19 protein-coding genes are annotated in these 20,732 nt (G+C 72.8%); 8 read left to right on the top strand and 11 right to left on the bottom strand.

Annotated elements, in window-relative coordinates:
* Window positions 1-32: 32 nt before the first annotated feature.
* From OG861_RS04695 to OG861_RS04680, 4 genes are all read right to left on the bottom strand, one after another.
* On the bottom strand, window positions 33-1,289 hold the full coding sequence (locus tag OG861_RS04695; protein WP_329375123.1) for a helix-turn-helix domain-containing protein: 1,257 nt from the start codon (window positions 1,287-1,289) through the stop codon (window positions 33-35).
* A gap of 142 nt (window positions 1,290-1,431) precedes the next feature.
* Window positions 1,432-1,638 (bottom strand): hypothetical protein, encoded by a 207-nt coding sequence (locus OG861_RS04690; RefSeq protein ID WP_330261304.1) that lies wholly within the window; start codon window positions 1,636-1,638, stop codon window positions 1,432-1,434.
* Window positions 1,639-1,926: 288 nt separating this feature from the next.
* Entirely contained in the window at window positions 1,927-3,204 is a 1,278-nt protein-coding gene (locus OG861_RS04685; RefSeq protein WP_330261303.1) for an MFS transporter, read from the bottom strand.
* Between the two features lie 31 nt (window positions 3,205-3,235).
* Window positions 3,236-5,689 carry a HelD family protein gene (locus OG861_RS04680; protein ID WP_330261302.1) on the bottom strand — a complete coding sequence of 818 codons (2,454 nt, stop codon included), beginning with the start codon at window positions 5,687-5,689 and terminating at the stop codon, window positions 3,236-3,238.
* A gap of 239 nt (window positions 5,690-5,928) precedes the next feature.
* On the opposite strand from OG861_RS04680, the gene OG861_RS04675 reads away from it, so the two are divergent.
* From OG861_RS04675 to OG861_RS04640, 8 genes are all read left to right on the top strand, one after another.
* Window positions 5,929-7,284: a DUF6002 family protein gene (locus OG861_RS04675; RefSeq protein WP_330261301.1), complete on the top strand. Its 1,356-nt coding sequence runs from the start codon at window positions 5,929-5,931 to the stop codon at window positions 7,282-7,284.
* On the top strand, window positions 7,281-8,474 hold the full coding sequence (locus OG861_RS04670) for a hypothetical protein (protein ID WP_329200221.1): 1,194 nt from the start codon (window positions 7,281-7,283) through the stop codon (window positions 8,472-8,474). Before OG861_RS04675 ends, OG861_RS04670 begins: the two co-directional genes overlap by 4 nt.
* Complete coding sequence (locus OG861_RS04665; RefSeq protein WP_330261300.1) at window positions 8,471-9,820, top strand: hypothetical protein; 1,350 nt, start codon at window positions 8,471-8,473, stop codon at window positions 9,818-9,820. The genes OG861_RS04670 and OG861_RS04665 overlap by 4 nt, the downstream gene beginning before the upstream one ends.
* A gap of 40 nt (window positions 9,821-9,860) precedes the next feature.
* Window positions 9,861-10,277 carry an aspartate 1-decarboxylase gene (gene panD, locus OG861_RS04660; protein WP_329200224.1) on the top strand — a complete coding sequence of 139 codons (417 nt, stop codon included), beginning with the start codon at window positions 9,861-9,863 and terminating at the stop codon, window positions 10,275-10,277.
* A gap of 24 nt (window positions 10,278-10,301) precedes the next feature.
* The gene (locus tag OG861_RS04655; RefSeq protein WP_330261299.1) at window positions 10,302-11,252 is read left to right on the top strand and encodes an ATP-grasp domain-containing protein; all 951 of its coding nucleotides are present in this window, start codon (window positions 10,302-10,304) and stop codon (window positions 11,250-11,252) included.
* Window positions 11,253-11,476: 224 nt separating this feature from the next.
* Window positions 11,477-13,459 (top strand): amino acid transporter, encoded by a 1,983-nt coding sequence (locus OG861_RS04650; protein ID WP_330261298.1) that lies wholly within the window; start codon window positions 11,477-11,479, stop codon window positions 13,457-13,459.
* Window positions 13,460-13,589: 130 nt separating this feature from the next.
* Window positions 13,590-13,805 carry a hypothetical protein gene (locus OG861_RS04645; protein WP_329200229.1) on the top strand — a complete coding sequence of 72 codons (216 nt, stop codon included), beginning with the start codon at window positions 13,590-13,592 and terminating at the stop codon, window positions 13,803-13,805.
* Between the two features lie 200 nt (window positions 13,806-14,005).
* On the top strand, window positions 14,006-14,971 hold the full coding sequence (locus OG861_RS04640; RefSeq protein WP_330261297.1) for an NADP-dependent oxidoreductase: 966 nt from the start codon (window positions 14,006-14,008) through the stop codon (window positions 14,969-14,971).
* 30 nt (window positions 14,972-15,001) lie between these two features.
* Here OG861_RS04640 and OG861_RS04635 read toward each other — a convergent pair whose 3' ends face one another.
* The 7 genes from OG861_RS04635 to OG861_RS04605 all read right to left on the bottom strand — a co-directional run bounded on the left by OG861_RS04635 (window position 15,002) and on the right by OG861_RS04605 (window position 20,675).
* Entirely contained in the window at window positions 15,002-15,319 is a 318-nt protein-coding gene (locus OG861_RS04635) for a hypothetical protein (protein WP_329200232.1), read from the bottom strand.
* A gap of 115 nt (window positions 15,320-15,434) precedes the next feature.
* Window positions 15,435-15,911, bottom strand: a complete 477-nt coding sequence (locus tag OG861_RS04630; RefSeq protein ID WP_330261296.1) for an SMI1/KNR4 family protein — start codon at window positions 15,909-15,911, stop codon at window positions 15,435-15,437.
* An 84-nt stretch (window positions 15,912-15,995) separates the two neighbouring features.
* Window positions 15,996-16,721 (bottom strand): 4'-phosphopantetheinyl transferase family protein, encoded by a 726-nt coding sequence (locus OG861_RS04625; protein ID WP_330261295.1) that lies wholly within the window; start codon window positions 16,719-16,721, stop codon window positions 15,996-15,998.
* A 14-nt stretch (window positions 16,722-16,735) separates the two neighbouring features.
* Window positions 16,736-17,944 carry an MFS transporter gene (locus OG861_RS04620; RefSeq protein ID WP_329200237.1) on the bottom strand — a complete coding sequence of 403 codons (1,209 nt, stop codon included), beginning with the start codon at window positions 17,942-17,944 and terminating at the stop codon, window positions 16,736-16,738.
* 135 nt (window positions 17,945-18,079) lie between these two features.
* Window positions 18,080-18,394, bottom strand: coding sequence for a hypothetical protein (locus OG861_RS04615; RefSeq protein ID WP_329200238.1), 315 nt, complete (start codon window positions 18,392-18,394; stop codon window positions 18,080-18,082).
* Entirely contained in the window at window positions 18,391-19,695 is a 1,305-nt protein-coding gene (locus OG861_RS04610; protein WP_330261294.1) for a glutamate synthase-related protein, read from the bottom strand. The genes OG861_RS04615 and OG861_RS04610 overlap by 4 nt, the downstream gene beginning before the upstream one ends.
* Complete coding sequence (locus OG861_RS04605) at window positions 19,692-20,675, bottom strand: asparagine synthetase A (protein ID WP_329200242.1); 984 nt, start codon at window positions 20,673-20,675, stop codon at window positions 19,692-19,694. The genes OG861_RS04610 and OG861_RS04605 overlap by 4 nt, the downstream gene beginning before the upstream one ends.
* Window positions 20,676-20,732 lie beyond the last annotated feature (57 nt).

The following is a 20,732-nucleotide window of genomic DNA, read 5'->3' as shown; positions in this document are numbered from 1 at the left end:
GTTCTGCTCGCGTGTTTCCGCAGGAGGGCCCGCTACCGCCCGCTGTTCTCGGCGACCGTCCGCCAGACCTCGGCGGCGAGGTCCGGCATGTTGGCCGTCTGCACCTTCGCCGCGAGGTCCGTGAGGCGGCGCCGGGCATCCGGGTCGCCGGCGTACATCGCGAGGAGGCCCTCCAGCACTTCGAAGCGGACCTGGTCCCGGTAGGAGAGCAGCGGGGCGCCGTCCTTGACCCGGGCGGCCAGCTCGGTGGACCGCTCGACGTCGCCCTGGTGGAACGCCAGCTTGGCCTTGAGGAACAGCAGCTCCTGGAGGTGGCGGGGCGTGCCGGTGAGTTCCAGGGCGGGCTCGACACTGTCCAGGTAGGACTGGGCGTCGTCGAGCCGCGCCGGCATGGCCTGGATGGACAAGGACGCGGCGGCCAGCCGCAGCCTGATCCACAGCATGAGGTCATCGCGGCTGTCGATGGCGGCCAGGGCCTCCGTCAGGCGGGCGAAGGCCCGCGGATGGTTCCCCTGGCGCGTGCTGACGGTGGCCGCCGTCCAGTACGCCTCGGCGGCCAGTGTCCCGCGCGTGGATCCGAGCGCCTCGCAGACCTCGTCGCTGAGCCGTGCCGCTTCGGCCAGGTCGCCCAGTTCGGCTTCGGCCGAGACGAGGACGAGCTTGCTGCGGACGTGGTCGGAGGCCGAGATGCGCAGGTGGTGCTGCTCGCTCAGGGCGAGCGCCTCGCGCACGGCCTGCCGGGCCGCATTCGCGTCACCGACGTCACGGGCGCAGCGGGCCATCCAGATCCGGGCGCGGACCTGGAGTGCGGGGCGCCCCAGCTCCTCGCCGAGCGCGGTGAGCTCGGTCAGGGTGTCGCGCTGGGCCGGGGAATCCCCCACGACCTCGTAGACGCGACCGAGTTGGGTCAGCCCGTGCCAGCGGGTCATGAGGTCCGAACCCGGATCGCCGCGCAGGGCTTCGGAGAGGATCCGGCCGGTCTCGGCGTCCAGTTCGCGCTCGGAGAGGGAGGCGATGGTGGCCACCACGTCGGCCAGGCTGTCCTCGGGCTGCTCCGCGAGGGTGCGCAGCGGGACGCCGAGCTTTTCCGAGAGGTAGGCGACGGCCCGGTCGGTGGGTCTGCGTGCGCCGGACTCAAGACGCGAGAGGTACGTGGCGGACATGCCCGGGCCTGTCAGATCGGCTTGCGATTTGCCCTGCTGCTGCCGCAGTTGCCGCAAGCGACGGCCGAATCCTGGCTGCTCCAGCAAAATCCGCTCCTGTGTGGAGATCAACCGAGTGTCCAACACCTGGCGTCCGGCGCCAGGAGGGGGTGGGCCAAAACGGCCCACCCCCTCATGATTCCACCTTGGGCCAAGCTTGGTCAAGCCTTGCCCAATCTTGGCAATTCGCTGCCCGATGTGAGTCGGAGTCAGGAGCGCCCGCCGCGTGCTACGGCCAGTCGATGATCGGCGAAGCGCTGGTCGCGGAGGTCGCGGAAGCCGCGGGCCAGTCTATGGCAGCCGTGACGACCACCTTTTCGGTCGGCTCCGGCGCCTGGGCCGCAGCAGCCGAGCCGCCGCCGAGCAGCAGCAGGGCCGAGGCGGCGGCTGCGGCGAGTCCGGCTGTTCCGGCGGCGGCGATCTGGGTGATCTTCACAGTGTATTTCCTTCGCGTATGCGGACAGTCCACCTCGATGGACGTGGCTGCATCCATCGGAAGTTCGCGCACGGTCGAACTTTGTGGGCGCAGAACGACAATAGAATCCCGTCATCTTCTTTGGCAATAGCTAGACAAGGTTCGGCAACACCGGAAGGCTCCAGTGAGACCCCTCCGAGCTGCGGTTTTCCGACAGAGCGGACGCTGCGGCCGGGCCGGGTATCGGCCTCCGCAGGCCCGCTATGGACGGGATCTTGCCAACTTGGGGGGCCGGATGCGGAAGGTGTTTCAGTCGCGCCGCGCGGGTTCCCGGACGAGCTGTCGTACGTGGACCGACCAGACCAGTGCGGCGGCCAGGGCGACCGAGGCGACCGCCGTCGACATCCCGGCGTGGATCCCGAAGCGCACGGTCACCGCGCTGGCGACCAGTGCTCCCAGCGGGACCCCCAGGCCCGAGGAGAGCATCCGGCGGGTGGTGTTCACCCGGCCCTGGAGCTCCGCGGGCGTGACCTCCTGCGAGTACGTCATCGTGTTGACGAGCACCACCAGGTAGGCCGACCCCCACACCGCGAGCGCCGCCACGGCGACCCGCCAGTCCTGGGCGAACACCACGACCAGACCGAGCAGCGCACCCGCCGGCAGCGCCAGCAGGAGGATCCGGGAGGCGTCGAGCCGGCGGCGGATCCTGGGCAGGAGCAGCGAACCGCCGATCCCGCCGGCGCTCCACGCCGCGTAGAGGAATCCGATCCGCGCGTCCGTGCCGGAGATCCCGAGCCCGCGGTCCGCGTAGACGACCATCTGCCCGACGATCGCTCCTCCGGCGAAGGACTGCAGCGTGCCGACCACGGTCATGGTGCGCAGCACCGGGTGTCCCCAGAGGAACCGCAGCCCCTCGCCGACGGACTCCTTGAAACCGGGGCGCGCGGCGGGAGCGCCACTACGGGGCTTGCGGGCGACGGCCCGGACGAGGACCGCGGAGGCGATGAAGGAGACGGCGTCGACCACGACGGAATCCGCCGGGCTGAGCAGGACCATCAGGCCGCCGGCGACCGCGGTGCCGGTGATGCGGACGACGGACTCCGCGCCGTAGATCAGGCCGTTGGCCTGGGCGAGGTTCTCCTTGCCCACCGTCTCGGGAACGAACCCGTACACCCCCGCGTCGAAGAACAGCGCGAGACTGGACGACAGCAGCGCCACGACGATCACCTGGACGCCCGTCAGCACCCCGAGGGCGGCTGCCGCCGGGATGGTCGCCAGGCAGGCGGCGTTGAGGATGTCGGCGGCCACCATGAGGCGGCGGCGGTCGACCCGGTCGGCCACCACCCCGGCCACCAGCCCGAACAGCAGGTACGGCAGGGTTCCCGCCGCGGCGACCAGGGACACCAGGAGCGGGGACCGCGTCTGCTGGTACGTCAGGACCGGAAGCACGACCGTGGTGACGGCCGAGCCCAGTCCGGATATCGTCCTGGAAAGGAAGAAGAATCGGAAACCCCTCAGTTTCCTGAGGGGTTGTGGGGTGGATTTCGCGGGATCATCGATGGTCTGCTGCTCTGCGCTCGAAGACATAGTGGTTTATAGGCAGACCTTGACAGGCGGGTCAACCCGCGCCCGGAAAGGATTCTGATTTCCTTTCGGGCAGCCGCGCGAGCACGGCGGGGATTGCACCGGGATGCACCACGCACAACCGGCGGGTCGCCCTCGTGAGCGCCACGTACAAGTCGCCCGGACCGCGCGCGGACGCGTCCAGCATTCCCTGCGGATCGACCAGCAGGACCGAGTCGAACTCCAGCCCTTTGGCCTGACGCGGGCCGAGCACCACCGTCCGCCGGTCCAGGTCCGGCTCGGGCCCCCACGACGCGTCGGGAACGGACTCGCACACCGCCGTCGCCAGCCGCTCCACCTCCGCGGCCGGCGCGATCACCGCGAACCGCCCCGAGCCGACGGCCGAAGCCTCCCGGCCGGCGAGCTCGGCCACACGGGCCGCCAGGGCGCCGGGCGGCACCTGCTCGCGCCACGGCTCCTCGCCGCTCCTGCGCACCGCGCGCGCACCCTCCAGCTCCGGGTGGATCGCGGCCAGGACGTCATCGGCGGCGGACACGATCTCGGCAGGGGTACGGTAGTTGACGCTCAGCCGCTCGAACCGCCAGCGGTCGCCGAAGTGCGGCCGCAGGGCATCGCGCCACGACACCGAACCGGCGGCGTCACCGGTCTGCGCCACATCGCCGACCACGGTGAACGAGCGTGACGGGCACCGGCGCACCAGCAACCGCCACGCCATCGCCGACAGTTCCTGCGCCTCGTCGACGATCACATGGCCGAACGCCCAGGAGCGGTCACCCGCCGCCCGCTCCGCGACCGTGGTCACCGCCGCCTCCCGGTAACCCGCGGCGAGCCGTCCGGCGTCCACCAGGTCCGCCGCCGTCAGCCGCTCCGCCCCGTCTCCCGCCCCGTCCTCCACGGCCCGGGAGCCGCGCGCGATGTCGATCACCCCTTGCGCGTACTCGACCTCCTCGGCCCGCTCACCGGCCAGCCGGTCCAGCGCGGCGCCGTGGTCGAAGCCGAGCAGCTCCGCGGCCTCGTCCAGCAGCGGAACGTCGGCGGGCGTCCAGGGGCTTCCGGGCCGGCGCGACAGCAGCGCCCGCTCCCCGGGCAGCAGCCACGGCGCCGCCGCGGCCAGGGCCTCCTCGTCCGCGTAGAGCTCCTCCAGCAACCGCTCCGGAGTGACCACCGGCCACAGCCGCTCCAGCAGCCGCAGCATGCCCGGATCCCCGGGCAGTTCGGCCAGCCAGTGCTGCTCCGCGTCGGCCAGCTCGTCCAGGGCCTGCTGCGCGAGGTCCACCTGCGGTGCGTCCGGGCCGAAGACGGAGGCCAGGTCACCGGCCACGGCGCGGTCGAGCCCGGCGGAGTCGATGCGGTCGGACAGGTCCTCCTCGAAGCGCTCCTCGATGTCGGCGATCACCTTCGCCAGCCGCACGGCCACCTCGGCGATCACGGCCCGGCAGAAGGCGGGCCGGGCCAGGTTGTGCGGCAGCCGCGTGCCGCGGGCGGCGTCGGCCGCGTCCCGGAGCCAGCGCCGCCCGAGCGTCAGGTCTTCCCCGCCCAGCCGGACCCGTACCGGGCCGGCCGTCTCGGCCTGCCGGGCGCGGATCGCGGCCTCCAGCATCCGCGCCATCGCCGGCCGGCCCTTGATCTCGGCCGCGGCTTCGCACTCGACCGCGGTGGCGGTGACACCGGGGTACAGCTCACCCACCGCGCGCAGCAGCACACTGGTCTCGCCGAGCCCCGGCAGCACCTGGCTGATGTAGCTGCGGAACACGGTGCTCGGGCCGACCACCAGCACACCGCGGTCATTCAGGCGCGGGGCCGTGTACAGCAGGTAGGCCGCCCGGTGCAGGGCGACCACGGTCTTGCCGGTCCCGGGGCCACCCTGGACCACCAGCACGCCGGAGTGCGGGGAGCGGATGATCCGGTCCTGCTCCGCCTGCAAGGTCGCCACGATGTCGCGCATCCGGCCGGTGCGGTCCGCGCCCAGCGCCGCCAGCAGGGCCGCCTCACCGGTCAGTTCGACTCCGGCGGCGCCCGGGGCCGAGGCGTCCAGCAGCTCGTCGTCCAGCCGGGTCACCTCCCGGCCCTTCGTGTGCAGGTGCCGCCGTCGCAGGACGCCCTGCGGGACGGCCGGGGTGGCGGTGTAGAACGGCCGGGCGGCCGGGGCACGCCAGTCGATCAGCAGCGGGTCGTCGTCGGGCCGCTCCCCGCGCACGCCGATCCGGCCGATGTAGCGGCGCTCCCCGTCGCTCAGGTCGAGCCTGCCGAAGCAGAGCCGGTCCTCCGCCGCGTCGAGCGCGGTCAGCAGCCGGTTCAGCCGTTCCACCGTGCTCTGCCGCTCGATCCGCGCCTGGGCCGTCCCGTCGCCCCCCTGCGCGAGCGTCTCGGCGAGCCGGTCCCCCAACTCCGCCCGGCGGGCGTCGACCCGGGCGTGGAGCACGTCCAGGAACGCCTGCTCACGCCCGAGTTCACAGCCGTCGGACTCCACTGGCGGGACGGCGGTCACATCTGCTCCAAATCCTCGGTACCGGTAACTGCGGAGGGACGGGTTCCTCCGGTCTTGATTCTCCTCGCGAACGCCGCCGCGATCGTCGCCTGGCAACAAATGGCCACTTCCTTTCTGGTCCGGGGGACGACGGATAGCGTCCCTCCTGCTCCGGTGCGGACTTCCGCCGGAAATGTGGACACCGGATATGCGGACGGTCCACTCGGTGCCGGTAGAAGATGAATCGAAGGGGATGGAACGTGATTCTGGAAAGCGCCCTTGTCACCTACTACGAGGAGATCCGCGCCGCGCTGAGGGACCTGCTCGGTCGCGGGGAAAACACCGGCAACGGTGACTTCACCCCGGGTGTGGAACTGCCCGAACTGACGCCGGCGATGCGGGAGTACCTCTCGGTGTCCGGTGTGAGGCACGCCCCGATGGGGGACTACCGCGGCAAGAGCCTGTCGCTGCTCGACCTGACCGGGAACCCGGCGACACTGACGACGAAGACCTTCGCGTCACTCGTCATCGTCGCACGAGCCGTCAGATACATCCAGGACACCGGTGAACGCATCACCATCGTCACACCGTCGTCGGCCAACAAGGCCACTGCCATGCGCGACGCCGTACTGCGCGCCGTCAACACCGGTCTCGTCACCGCCGAGCAGCTCAACGTCGTCGTGGTCGTCCCCGAGCGCTCGGTCGCGAAGCTGCGCAGCTCGGAGCTGTTCACCGACCCGCTGCTGCGCGACCGCAACCCGATCTGCGTGTACCGGGGCGAGCAGCCCGGCACCGTGAAGACCATCGCACGCGGCCTGGTGGACAACGACCGCGAGCTGATGGAGACGGAACGCAAGACCCACCTCTGGTACACGCTGCAACTGGAGAACTACCTCGCGGCGGACGTGGTCCGGGCCCTCGCGGAGGCCGAGCACTTCCCCCCGGCCGCCGACCGCCCCCGCCTGCACGCCCACGCCGTGTCGAGCGCCTACGGCCTCCTCGGGCACGCGTACGGGCGGAGCATCCTCCCGGAGGCCGACCGCGCGCGATCACTGCCCTCGCGCTACTTCCTGGTGCAGCACCTCGGGGCGCCCGACATGGTGCTGAGCCTGTACAACGGCGGAACCGTCGACGAGGCCCACCGGCCCGCGTACGTCCACCGCCCGCAGGACGGCATGTACGTACAGGAGCAGGACCCGCACTTCCCGGCCGTCACCTTCGACCCGTACGAGACGCTCGACCCGACCTTCTACACCCGCAACCCGCCCACCTCGGCCCGGATGAACGAACTCATCGGCCGACAGGGCGGCGGCGGGATCGTCGTCTCCCTGGCCGAGTGCCTCCAGGGCTACGGACAGGCCCGGACCCTGCTCGGCGAGGCGGGCGTCCAGCTGCCGGCCAACCCGACCGCGCTGCGGGAATGGTCGCTCACCATGGCCGTCGTCGGCGTGCTCAACGCGGTCGACCGCGGACTGGTCACGGAGGACGACATACTCGTCCACGGCTCCGGGAGCTACGCCGCCGACGACTTCGACGCCCTTGTCCTGCGTGACCTGCACGCGGTCGAGGACGCCGAGTCGCTGCGGCACGTGGTGCTCGACGCGACGGTCCTGTGACCCGCCCGGACGCCGCCGCGCGCTCCCCGCTGCCCCGACGGCTGTGGATGCACGCGGCCTACCACTGGCGCAACAGCGGGAACCGCCTGCTCACCTCCGCGCGCACCGCCTGGGACACCCGGGACGCCGCCGTCTTCCCGAGCGTCACCTCGGACCTCGGCGGGATGTCCGTCACCTACTCCGGTCTGGCCGAAGGCATCGCCTACACGCTGGAGTTCACCGAACTGCGCCGGGAGGGCGAGGACGGCTCCGCGCAGCGGACCGCGGCCACGGTGCGGGGCTCGCAGCTCCGCGACCCCTCGCGGCTCGCGGACGCGGACATCGCCATCGTCGGCACCAGCGCCGCCAGGGCGCGGAAGCTGCCCGCCGCGGCGTCGTTGATCGTCCCCATGCGGGTGCACTTCGTCATCGACTTCGACCACCCCGACGGCTCCGGCGCCCCGGCGGCCGCCCCGCAGATCTCCAAGCGCGAGCGCGCGCAGTTCCGCAGCGGCCTGCGCCGGCACGCCTGGACCTGGGCCGAGGACCGCGGCCCCGAGTGGTTCGACGTCTTCTACGACCGCGTCTACCGCGCCACGATGCAAAGGCGCCACGGCACGCGCGAGCGCACCGAGAGCAAGGAGGTCTCCTACGAGGTCCTCTTCCGGCGCGGCCGCATGTTCGTCCTGGCCCAGGACGCGGAACCCGTGGGCGGAGCACTGTGCCACTGGGACCGGCGCTCGGGAACCCTGACCCTGCGCCTGCTCGGCGTACTCGACGGGGCGCAGCAGCACCTCGACAGCGGCGCCTTCAAGGCCATCTACCACTTCCTGATCGGCTGGTGCGCCGACAACGGGGTGCGGCGGCTCGACTTCCAGGGCACGGAACCCTTCCTCAGCAAGGGCACCTACCAGTGGAAGCGCCGGTTCGGCACCCGCGTCGTCCTTCCCCCCAACCACTTCGGCAGCAAGCGGCTCTGGTTCCAAGTACGCCGCGACACCCCCGAGGTCCGGGACTACCTGGTGGCCAACCCGATGCTCGCCGAGAACGACGAAGGCCGCCTGGAAGCCGTCTACTTCCACGACGCCGAGCGTCCCGCGCGCCTGGACTACGCGGCGAACTCCCCGGGAGTGGACGGGACCAGGCACATCGACCTGGACTCCTTCCTCGCCTCCGTCCCCCGCACGCCCGACCGGAAGGCACGCGTATGAGCACCCCGTGGTACGGAGCCGGGGCACCGCCCCTCGGCTCCCGGCTCGACCTCGCGACGGTGCGGCAGGAACTGCTCCGGCTGGACGACGGGGAGTACGCACACGTCGTCCCCTCGGGCATCTCCATGCGTCCGGTCTTCCTGCCCGGTTCCTCCTACGACGAACTCTTCACGGCGGGCCGGTCCCTGCTGCGGCTGCTGCGCCGGGCGCTCCTGGAGTCCGCACCCACCCCGGCCGGCCGCATCGCCGCGCTGGGCGCCGACGAGGCGATGTACCCGCTGTTCATGGACGACCCGGCCGAGGAGGCGTACGCCACCTGCATCGCGCGCCCCGACGTGATGGTGGGAGCGAGCGGCCCGAAGTTCGTCGAGTTCAACATCGGCTCCGGCATCGGCGGCGTGGTGGACACCTCGCTGCACTCGGCGGCCTGGACGGCGGCGTTCGGCGGAGCCCACCGGGCGCCCTTCCGGGCGGTCGACCCGCTGACGGTCCGCGACGACCTCTTCCTGCGGGCCGTCCGCGACCTGGCGGTGAAACCGGCCGTCGCGATCGTCGGCACCCTGCGGGACCTCGGAGGGCGTCCCAGCCGCTACTTCGAACTGCAAGCCGAGTCGCTGCGCCGCCGCGGCCTGGACGCCGAGTTCTTCGAGCCCGAGGAACTGGCCGACGGGCTGGGGCTGCCGGCAGACCCCCGCTTCCAGCTGGGCCTGCGCCACTTCACCGTCCTGGAGTGGCGCGAGCACGGCATCGACTTCGCCCCGGTGCGCGCCGCCCTTGACGCCGGCTGCAAGCTGATCGCCAGCCAGACGGCCTACCTGATCGCCAACAAGAAGGTGCTCGGCTGGATCTCGCAGGGCCTGCCGTGGATGACCGCCCAGGACCGGGACGACGTCGAACGCTACCTTCCCTGGACGCGGGTGACCGGTGAGCACACCGTCTCGTGGTGCGGAACCACGAAGCCGCTGCCGGAGCTCCTGCTCTGCGCACCCGAGGAGTTCGTACTCAAGCCGGCGATCGGCATGAGCGGCCAGCAGGTGCTCGTCGGACGTCACTGCCCGCAGGAAGAGTGGCGGCGGGCGGTGGCGGCGGCGGTGGCCGCCGAGGACCACATCGTCCAGGAGTACGTGGAACCCGTGCCCTACCTGATGGAATTCGCGGGCTCCGCCTCCGGCGACGGCCCCGGCGCCGACACCTACGAGGCCGAGATCGTCCCCGTGTTCAGCCCCTTCCTCTTCGACGGGCAGGACGCCGGCTGCATGGTGCGCTACCTCCCTCCCCGAGACCGGGGAATCGTCAGCGTCCACGGAACCGGCGCGCTCTCGAACGTCGCCTTCGCGGTCCGTTGACCGCGGCACCCCGACCCCCCGCACCCCAAGGAGACACCCCGTGTACCGCACCATGATGAAGTCCAAGATCCACCGCGCCACCGTCACCCAGGCCGACCTGCACTACGTCGGCTCGGTGACCGTCAGCGCCGACCTGCTGGAGGCGGCGGACCTGCTGCCGGGGGAGAGGGTCGACATCGTCGACATCGACAACGGCGCCCGCCTCTCCACCTACGTCATCGAGGGCCCCCGCGACTCGGGCGTGATCGGCATCAACGGCGCCGCGGCCCGCCTCATCAGCCCCGGCGACCTGGTCATCCTGATCGCCTACGCCTCCGTCACCGACGAAGAGGCCCGCGAGCTCAAGCCGCGCGTGGTCTTCGTGGACCACGACAACAAGGTGCTCACCGAGGGCACCGACCCCGCGGACGTCCCGGCCGGATACGGCCTGGAGCGCGGCGACCAGCTCACCCGCTGACGACGACCAGGAAGCGTGAAGAGGATGAGCGAGAACCAGCTGATCACCTGGATCTACCACTCGGAGGACTACGACCCCGGAGAGGTGGACGGGTTCGAGGAGAGCATCACCCGCAGGTACTCGGCGCTGGGGGCACCCCGCGGCTTCGACTTCCGGGTGATCAGCGCGACGGAGCTGATCCCGTCGTGCGTCGGCAAGCCCGCGCTGCGCCACCGCGGGAAGGACCTGCTGGAACAGCGGCAGTGCTACATCGTCGAGGACATGAGCACCGACTCCCAGGGCACGCACGCGCTCCGGGCGATCTACCGCACCATCGCGGCCAGCGATTCCGTGCTGCTGAACCGGTCCTTCACCGGCCCCGACTACCTGGAGCGCGACAAGCTCGCGCTGATCCAGCACGCGGCCGCGCTCGGCGTCCCGACCATCGCCACGGTGGGCGTGCCACCCGGCAAGTACGCCCGGCGCGCCATAGAGGAGGCCCGGCAGGCCCTCGGGACGGGGCGGTTCGTGGTCAAGCCCCGTGAACTGTCCGGCGGCACCGGCGTCCTGCGCGCGGACTCCGACCAACAGCTCGCGGCGGCCATCGACATCGTCGCCCAGAGCGACGCCGGGTACGTCATCCAGCCCTACCTCGCCCACCACGGCGACATGCGGGTCTACGTGGCCGACGGCAAGGTCGTCTGCTCGCTGACCAGGCGACCGCGCAAGGACGGCTACCTCGCCAGCGTCAGCCAGGGCGGTTCCATCGAGGTGAACGAGGACCACGAACTGGTCGCCGAGCACTGCGAACGCATCGCCCGCAGCCTCGCCGCCGAGTGGATGTGCGTCGACTGGCTGATGACCGACGAGGGCCCGGTGCTGAACGAATGGAGCACCGCGCACGGCGGCTTCACGATGATGCCCGAACCCGAGCGCACCCGAGTCGCGGACGCCTTCTTCGGCTGGATCGCCCGCAAGGCGGCGGCGGCCTCCTGAGCCCGCGCGCCCCTGCCGGAAACGAGGAGCGTCCGGCAGGGGCGCGTGCGCCGACGGCCCCGGCCCCGAGGGGGCGCGCGCGGACGGCCCGGCCCCGAGGGGGCGCCACGGCCCCCGGTCGGGGAGTCGCGGGCGGCAGGCCGCATACTCGGTGATCGTCGCCGCGGGTATGGCCGCGACGGCGGCCATGCCCGGCGCTCCGGGCCGGAAGGTTGATGGGGGACATGAAGGACACGAACGAACTGGCCGTGCCGGAAGCGGTGGACAGCCCTGCTCTGCGGTCACAGCCGAGCGGAGGCCTGGGGCGGTGGCTGCTGCGCCACCGGGTCCAGCCGGTCGGGCCGGCGGCCGGCGAGGGGCACAACGAGCCGCACGCCTGGTGGAAGGTGATGTGCCTGACCGGCGTCGACTACTTCTCCAGCCTGGCCTACGTGCCGGCGATCGCCGCGCTCGCGGCCGGCGCCGTCTCCCCGCTGGCCACGCTGGTGATCGTCGCGCTGACCCTCCTCGGCATGCTGCCGATGTACCGGCGGGTGACGCGCGAGAGCCCGCACGGCGCAGGCTCGGTGGCCATGCTGGAGGACCTGCTGCCCTTCTGGCGGGGCAAGCTGTTCGTCCTGGTCCTGCTGGGCTTCGTCGCGACCTCGTGGGTCATCACCATCACCCTGTCGGCGGCGGACGCCTCCGTGCACGTCGTCGAGAACCCGTTCTTCCCGCAGGCCCTGCACGGCCACGAGGTGGCCATCACGGTCGCCATGCTGCTGCTGCTCGGCGGCGTGTTCCTGCTCGGCTTCAGCGAAGCGGTCAGCGTGGCCATCCCGCTGGTCGCCGTCTTCCTGCTCCTCAACGCGGTGACCATCGGCGTCGGCGCGTTCGACGTGTTCACCACCCCCGGAGCCTGGTCCGCGTGGACGGACGCCCTCGTCGCGGGCGGAGGCGGCTTCGGCGACCTGGCCGGCCCGGCACTGCTGGCGTTCCCCCTGCTCGTCCTCGGCCTGTCCGGATTCGAGACCGGGGTGAGCATGATGCCGCTCGTCGCCGCCGAGGGCGCCGACCCGGCGGAGCGCCTGGAGTCCCGGATCCGCAACACCCGCAAGCTCCTGACCACCGCCGCGCTCGTGATGAGCGTCTACCTGCTGGCCGCGAGTTTCGTCACCACGGTCCTCATCCCGCACGCGGAGTTCGAGGCCGGCGGCGCGGCGAACGGCCGCGCGCTGGCCTGGCTCGCCCACGAACACGTCGGCGAGGCCTTCGGCACCGTCTACGACATCAGCACCATCTTGATCCTGTGGTTCGCGGGCGCCTCGGCCATGGCGGGCCTGATCAACATCGTGCCCCGCTACCTCCCCGACTACGGGATGGCCCCCGAATGGGGACGCGCGGTGCGGCCCGTGGTGCTCGTCTACACCGTCCTGTGCGTCGGCATCACCATCGCCTTCGACGCCGACGTCAACGCCCAGGCCGGTGCGTACGCCACCGGCATCCTCGCCATGATGGTCTCCGGCGCCTTCGCCGTCACCGTCTCGGCCCTGCGCCGCCGCCAACGCGCCACGACCGCGGGCTTCGCGGTCCTGACGGCGGTCCTGCTCTACGCGCTGGTCGCCAACATCGTCGACAAGCCCGACGGCATCACCATCTCGGGGATGTTCATCGCCGGCATCATCGTCGTGTCCCTGATCTCCCGCGTCTCGCGCACCACCGAACTGCGGGCCGACCGCATCGTCTTCGACGAAGCGGCGCGCCGGTTCGTCACCGACACCCTCGCCCACGACAACGCCATCAACATCATCGCCAACCGCCGCGAGGCGGGGGACGGGGCGGAGTACGCCGGCAAGGAACACGAACAGCGCGGAACCAACCCGGTCCCCGGACCGGCCGACGTCATCTTCCTGGAGATCGACGTCGTGGACCCCTCCGATTTCAGCGAGACCCTCACCGTCCGCGGTGTCGACGTCGACGGCTACCGCATCCTGCGCGCCGAGGCGCCGGCCGCGCCGAACGCGATCGCGGCGATCCTCCTCGCCCTGCGCGACACCACAGGAGTCAGGCCGCACTGCTACTTCGCCTGGGCGGAGGGCAGCCCGCTGCGGCACATGTTCCGCTACTTCCTGCTCGGCCGGGGTGACACCGCCCCCGTCACCCGCGAGATCATCCGCAAGCACGAGCCGCGTCCGGAGCGGCGTCCGGGCATCCACGTCGGCGACTGAGGAACCGGCCGGGGACCGCCGGGTGCGCCCAGGGCCTCCGTGGCGCTTGCGCACGCCGCCGCGGGGGCATGTCCCTTACGTCCGGGGGCGGGAGGCCGATCCGCGGACGGGACGTGAGAGGAAGGGCATAGTGACCGATTTCAGCTCGCTGGAACCCGTGGCGACGTTCTGCGGCAAGTGTGACTGCGGCTGCCCGCAGTTGTTCGTCGACGAGTCCGCGCCCGCCGAGCGGCGCATCGTCATCACCGACGACTTCGGTCAGCGCGTGGAGATGAGCGCGGACCAGTTCGGCTCCCTGATCGAGGACGCGAAGGCGGGCAGGCTCGACGCCGCGGCCCTCGCCTGACGACCGTCACGGGCCGTGCCGCCCCGCCCGGGGCGGCACGGCTCCACGGAGGCGGCGCAACGGGGACGGGGGACGGTGACGGGGCCGGGCGGGTGACCCGGACGGCGTCGGACGGGTGCGTGCGCGCCCGGGGTGGAAGGGGTCTTGGCGCGGGCGGCCGGGCCGTCCGCCGTGGCGTCCCCACCCGGGAGGAACCCCTCATGTACGCATTCGCCGTCGAAGCCTTCGGTGAGCCGCCCGCCCTGCGGGAGCTGCCCGCTCCGGAGCCGGGCCCCGGCGAGGTGCTGATCAAGGTGCGGGCCGCTTCGGTCAACCCCATCGACTGGAAGATCGCCGCGGGGCAGCTCGCCCGCCCGGACGTCACCTTCACCTTCCCCCTGGTCCTCGGCTTCGACGTGGCCGGCCAGGTGACCGCCGCCGGTGAGGGCGCCCCGTTCCAGGTCGGCGCGGAGGTCTTCGGCATGCGCCGACCCGCGACCATCGCCGCGCACCCGTACGGCTCCTACGCCCCGTACATGACCGCTTCGCTGGAGAGCGCCGCGCTGGCGGAGCGCCCCGAGGAGCTGGACGCCCTCTCGGCGGCGGCGCTCCCCATGACCGGCGGGACCGCGCTCGCCCTCACCCGCTGGCTGGACCCCCGGGAGGGTGAATCCCTGCTCGTGGTCGGGGCGGCCGGCGGTGTCGGCTCCTACGTCGTGCAGCTGGCCGCGGCCCGTGGGGCGCGGGTGGTCGCGGTCGCCGCCGGCCAGGACCACGACTACGTCCGCGCCCTCGGCGCCGCCGAGGTGGTCGACTACCGCACCGCCGATGTCGCCGACGCCGTCCGCGCGGGTCACCCCGACGGTGTCGACGCCGCACTCGACCTGGTGGACGGCCGGGACCTCGTGGCCGGCCGGATCGCCCCGCTGCTGCGCGACGGCGGCCGGCTGGCCAGTACGCTCTTCGCCGCCGACCCCGACGCCCTGGCCGCCCGGGGCGTGCGCGCCGTCAACTTCAACTACGACGCCACCGTCTCGGACATGGAGGAACTCGCCCGGCTCGTGACCTCCGGCCGGCTCCGGGTCGCCGAGACGACCACGTATCCGTTCTCCGCCATGGGCGAGGTCTACGCCGACTCCACCGCCGGTCACGTACGGGGGAAGCTCACCGTCACCACCGAGGAGTGAGGCGGCGTCCGACCGCCGGTCGGACCGCCCTCACGCACGCCGCCAACGGGGGCGGCCGTCCGCGGCGGCGGGCTCCGGCGCCGGCTCGGGGCCGCGCAGGTGCAGGTCGCGGACCGTGGCCGCGGTCTCCCGCTGGAAGTGCTCCCAGGACACCAGCCGCAGCCACGTGGGATCCGGCCGGTTGGGCACGGTGGCCCCGCGCGCCGCCCACTCCCGGGCGAGTTCATCGAACAGCGGTGCGGACCCGGCGGCGTGGGAGGGCTGGCGGGGCACGAACAGGCTGCGGACGCCGTCGTCCGCAGCCCGGTGCCGTGCCGAGGTGGTGAGCGTGGAATGCGTCGTCGTCATGCCTGCGAAAACGATTCACCGACCCACCGGACACGCCCGCCCCGGGATCGCCGGCCCGCCCCGGGATCGCCGGCCCGCCCCGGGATCGCGGGCCACCCCAGGACCGCCGGCCCGCTCAGCGGCAGAGGTCCTCGATGTCCCGGACGTACGCCGGGAACTCGGCCCGCGCGCCGCGCGCGATCTCACGGGCCGGGCGGCGCGGCGTGGTCGCGTGCCGCTCGGCGAGCGAGGTCAGGACCGGGTCCGGACGGCCCGAGGGATCGTCGTACTCCACCGCCTCCATCGGCCCGATGCCGTCCGCCAGGACCCACAGGAAGTCGGACAGGTCACCGGCCACGACACCGCAGGCCCCCTCCGACCCCATGAACACCACGGGCTGCTCGACGAGGGGGCGCCCGGACCGCACGCGCCACAGGGCGGCGAGCCCGCCCGTACCGTCCTGGCCGAAGACGCGGTACGCGCCGCCGTCCAGGGCGGGGTTGCCCGTCCAGCTCCGCAGCCAGTCGGTGGTGTCCTCGGCCGACGCGAAGGCGGCGTAGGGCTCGAACTCGATCCCGTTGCCCCCGTCGCGGTCGAACTCCGTCACCGCCACCTCGGCGAGGGCGGGGGGGGGAAACTGCGGCCGTCGTGGTCATCCGTGCAGGGTAACCAGCCGCTCCGACAGGGCCGGTGGCCGTCACGGGTCGCGCAGGGCCACCGCCGCGCAGTGGCCCTCCGGGACCAGGGCGTCGGTCAGGGTCCACCCCGGCAGGCGGGCGGGGACGTGGCCCGTGCCCACGTAGTCGGCCGCGGGGTTCTCCGACAGACCCACCCCGAGCCCCTTGAGGTAGGCCTCCTTGCGGGTCCACACCCGGGTGAAGGCGAGCGAGCGGTCGCCCGCCGGGAGGGCGGCCAGCTCGGCCGCCTCCCTGGGGTGCAGGACGTCGGCCGTCTCCGCGATCGACTGCGGCAGCACCAGCTCCTCCACGTCCACCCCGACCGGTGCGGTGGCGAAGGCCAGCAGGCTGATCCCCGTGCAGTGCGAGAGGGAGAAGTGCAGGGCCCCGCCCGGCAGCACCGGCCGTCCGTGCGGCTCGTCGCAGTGCGTGCAGGGCGCCCGCTCCACGATCACCTCCCGCGCCGGCATGCCCAGGTAGGCGCCGAGCAGCCGGCGCAGCGCCACGTGGGCGCAGACGTAGCTGTCGCGGTCCGCCGCCCGGACGAACTCGGCCGCGCGCGCCAGCTCCTGGGCGTCCAGGGTGCCGGGCGCGTGCCGGGCCGCGTGCACACGGTAGGCGGTGGTGTCCACGAGCCACAGCTGCGGACTCGCCGCCACCAGGACGGCCTCGGCCGGTCCCGGCCCGGGGCCCGACAGCGGGGTCGGTACGAGAAGTCGGGCAGTGCCCGGTTCCAGCGCACTCATCGCCGCCACCTCCCCTATGCGGCCGCGGGGACGGGGAGCTCCACCAGGGCGGGCTCCTCTTCCTTCGCGGGGTGCCGCAGCGCCAGGACGGCCGCGAGCGGCGATACGAATGCGATGGCTCCGCACAGCAGCCAGGTGGTCTGCACGCCGAGGGCCAGGGACAGCGAGCTGAACACGGCGATGGAGATCGGGGCGGTGCCGATCCCGGCGAGGGAGAGCGTCGACATCGCGGCGCCCATCCGCTCCTCGGGGGCCGACTGCTGGTACAGCGTGACGATGGCCGGCCCGTTCAGCCCGGACAGCAGACCGACCCCGGCGGCGACCGCGGTGAGGGAGACCACGGACGGCATCAGGGCCATCACCAGGATCCCGGCGGCCAGTCCCGCGCCGGTGACGACGAGCCGTACGAACATCGGGATCCGGTGTGCCATGGCCGCGCCGACCGCGCTGGAGCCGAGGGCGCCCACGCTGAACGCCGCCAGGACCACGCCCACCGCGCCGACCCCCCAGCCGCGTTCGGAGACCAGCAGCGGCAGCGCGACCTCGGCCGGCCAGCTGAACGCCATGTCCAGGCACAGCGCGGCCACGAACATCCAGCGCAGCCGGGGGTGGCGGGCCAGCAGCCGGAAACCGTCCCCGGAGCGCTTGACCAGGGAGATGCCGGGCTCGGGCGCGGGCCGGACGAAGCCGTGCGTGACGTGCAGCAGGCAGCCGAGCCAGATCGCACCGGTGACCGCCCCGACGAGCATCGCCAGCCACAGTTCCCCGACGGTGATCAGGAACGCGCCGGCCGGGGCCCCCAGGATCGGCGCGACCCGCAGCACCATGGAGTAGAGGGAGTTGGCCCGCGCCAGCTGGTCACCGCGGGCGAACATCGGCAGCAGCACCCCGGAGGCCGGACCGGCGAGGCCCAGCAGGATCCCCTCGACGAGGGCGATCACCACCAGGGGCCACAACTGGTGGGTGGTCGCGGTGACCACCGCCCCGGCGCCGAGCACCGCGACGCGGGCGGAGGTGGTCCTCAGCAGGACGAAGCGCGGGCCGAGGGTGTCGGCCACCGCCCCGCCGAAGATCAACATCAGGGCCCGGGGGACGGTGGCGGCCAGGGTCAGCAAGGTGACCGCGCCGGTGCCGCCGAGCTGGACGGCGGTCCAGTTCATGGCGATGAGCAGGGCGAAGCTGCCGAGCTGGACGGCGGCCTGGCCACCGACCAGGGAGCTCACGCGGCCCCATTGGACCGTGGGTGCCGCGGCGGGCGTCTGTACGGGGGTTTTCATGGTGAACCTGTTCTGAGTGAGGGGCGGGTGAGCGGTAGGGGACTGCGGTACGGGACGACGTGCGGGGGGCGGGGGCCCGGGTCAGCGGGCGCGCCGCAGGGCGGCGGCCACGGCGCCTTCCGCCGCCCTGGCCAGGTCCGCCGCGCGGGCCCCGGCAGGGCCGCGCAGGGCGAGGTGGCCGCCCAGGTGGCCGAGCCCGGCCCGGGCCAGCGCCCGCGAAGCGGCGGCGGCGCCGGCGGCGCAGGCGGGTGCGGCCGTGACCCCGGGGAATTCGGAGAGCCGGAACCGCGCCCGCACCGGGCGCGGCCGCCGCCCGTACGGCCGGCTCCCGCCCGCCCCCCGGCGGCAGGCCCGCAACCGCCCGGGCCGACGGGCGGACACGGGACGGGCCGTCACGACCGCTCCCCGGCCGGCACGGACCGCGGCGTTTCCCGTCCAGGGGCGTCCGGTCCCGCGGTGCCCGGTGACCACAGGTCCTCCGGGCCCAGGTCGGCGACCCGGTACTTGCCGACGGCGCTCACCAGCAGCCGGGTCTCCAGCGCCAGCGCCCGCGCCAGCCGCACCAGTCCTTCCCGCGGGTCCTCGTCCACCGCGAGCAGCGCCGCCCGGCCCAGGCCCACGGCCGTCGCCCCGAGCGCGAGCGCCCGCACCGCCCGGCCGCCTTCCCAGATCCGGCCCGTGGCGAGCAGGTCCCCGGCCGGGGGGCCGATCCGGCGCAGGCATTCCCCGAGCGGCAGGCCGACCTGGTCGAGGAAGACCCTGGGGGCCCAGCCGGTGCCGCCCTCGGCGCCGTCCACCGTCACCGCGTCGGCGCCCGCCGCCCAGGCGGTGGCCGCGGCCCGCCCGATGTCCCGGCCGGGATGGAACTTCACCCAGGTCCGGGCCAGCGGGAAGTTGTTCCGCATGAACCGCAGCTGCTGGCGGACGATCTCCTCGGTGAAGGTCCCCGGGGTCGCGCACCGCAGCAGCCGCCCGCGCTCGCCCAGCAGGTCCCGTACCGTGAACTGCCCGGCCAGCCGCTCGCCTTCGCCGGCGCCGACCACCGTCATCCCGCCGAGGCCCGGCTTCGCGCCCTGGCCCACCTTCAGTTCGAAGCCGAGGCGGCCGGAATCCCGCAGCGCCCGCGTGCCGGGGTCACTGTAGAGGAGGTTCCACACCTCCGAGTCGGCGTCCTCGGTGGACTGCTGCACCACCACGCCGCCGACGCCGTCCGCGACGCTCTGTGCGTAGGCCGAGATCCGCTCCAGCAGCGCCGAGCGCATGCCGTCGCCGCCGCGGGAGTACCCGTGCACCGGCACCATGTTCTCGCCGATCACCATCGGTATGCCGAGCTGCGCCGCCTGCCGGCCCGCCGCCACCCCGAGGTCTCCGCTGCCCGCCCGGGTGGATCCGAACGCCGACAGGTAGAGCGGCAGTTCCGCGGTGAAACCACCGACGGTCGTGCGCAGGTCCACGTCCTCGTACGAGGGCTCCCGTCCCAGTTCGATCAGTTTCTCCAGCCGCCGCGGCATGAACACCGGCGGTACGAGACGCAGTTCGTCGAGCGGGTCCAGCGGGTCCGGTGCTCCCTGCGCGGTGGCTCCGTACAGCTGCGTGCCGTAGGAGTCCGCGGCCGGGAACACCTCGGCCGTGCCCGTCCGGGCCCGGGCCCGTACCGCCTGCTCGGGGAAGCCCGCCGCGCCCAGTGCCCCGCTCACGGCGCGATCACCCCCGGCAGCTTCGGGTAGGCGCTGACCTGCCACAGGGCGTCGAGCCCGGTCAGGAAGCGGACCAGGCGCTGCAGGCCCATGCCGAAGCCGGCGCTGGCCTCGATGCCCTCGCGGGCGAGTTCCAGGTACCAGGCGTACTTCGCCGGGTTCTCCCCGCTCTCCCGCATCCGCGTGACGATCGCCGCGTAGTCGGACTCCCGCTCGCTGCCGCTGACCAGTTCGCCGTATCCGCCGTGCGCGATCAGGTCGAAGTTGCGCAGCACGCCCGGACGTTCGGGGTCCTCGCGGTCGTAGAAGCCGCGCGAGCCCTTGGGGTAGTCGTTGATGAAGAACGGCCGGTCGGCCTCCAGGGAGAGCACCTTCTCGCCCGCCCAGTCGATCTCCGCGTCAGGACTCTGCGGGTGGCCGCGGCCGAGCAGGCGGGTCACCGCCTCCTCGTGGGTGCAGGAGTCGAACTTGCCCTGCCGGAGCTCGGCGAAGTCCAGCTCCTCGCGGCCCAGTGCGCGCAGCACGTCCGGTACCGCCGTCCACACGTGGTCCACCACGTGCGTCAGCAGCCCGGCGGCGATCTCCTGGACCTGGTGGCGCGTGGCGCCGGCCATCTCCACGTCGATCTGGTGGAACTCCACCAGGTGCCGGCCGGTGGCGGCCGTCTCCGGCGGCTCCACGCGGACGTTCGGTGCGATGTAGAACAGGCGCGGGAACCCGCCCAGCGAAGCCTGCTTGTAGAGGATCGCGCTGGTCATCAGCTTGTACGGCTCGCCGTAGTAGTCGACGTCCAGGGCCTTGGCGCCCCGGCCGCCGGGGTCGGTGACCGGACCGACCAGCGGCGGCAGCAGTTCCACGAAGCCCGCGCCGCGCAGGAACTCGCGCGCCGCGTACATCGCTTCCTGCTGCACCAGCATCGCGGAGCGCAGCCGTGGCGAGCGCAGGTGCTCACCGAGCGGGGGAGGGGTCTGGATGTCCATGTCGACTCCTGTCGAAATCGGGTGCGTGGGGATGTCGGGGGGCGGGAAGGGGCCTTG

This window comes from Streptomyces sp. NBC_00539, from assembly GCF_036346105.1.
Lineage (GTDB): Bacteria > Actinomycetota > Actinomycetes > Streptomycetales > Streptomycetaceae > Streptomyces.
This window is presented reverse-complemented; position numbering and strand designations above follow the sequence as displayed.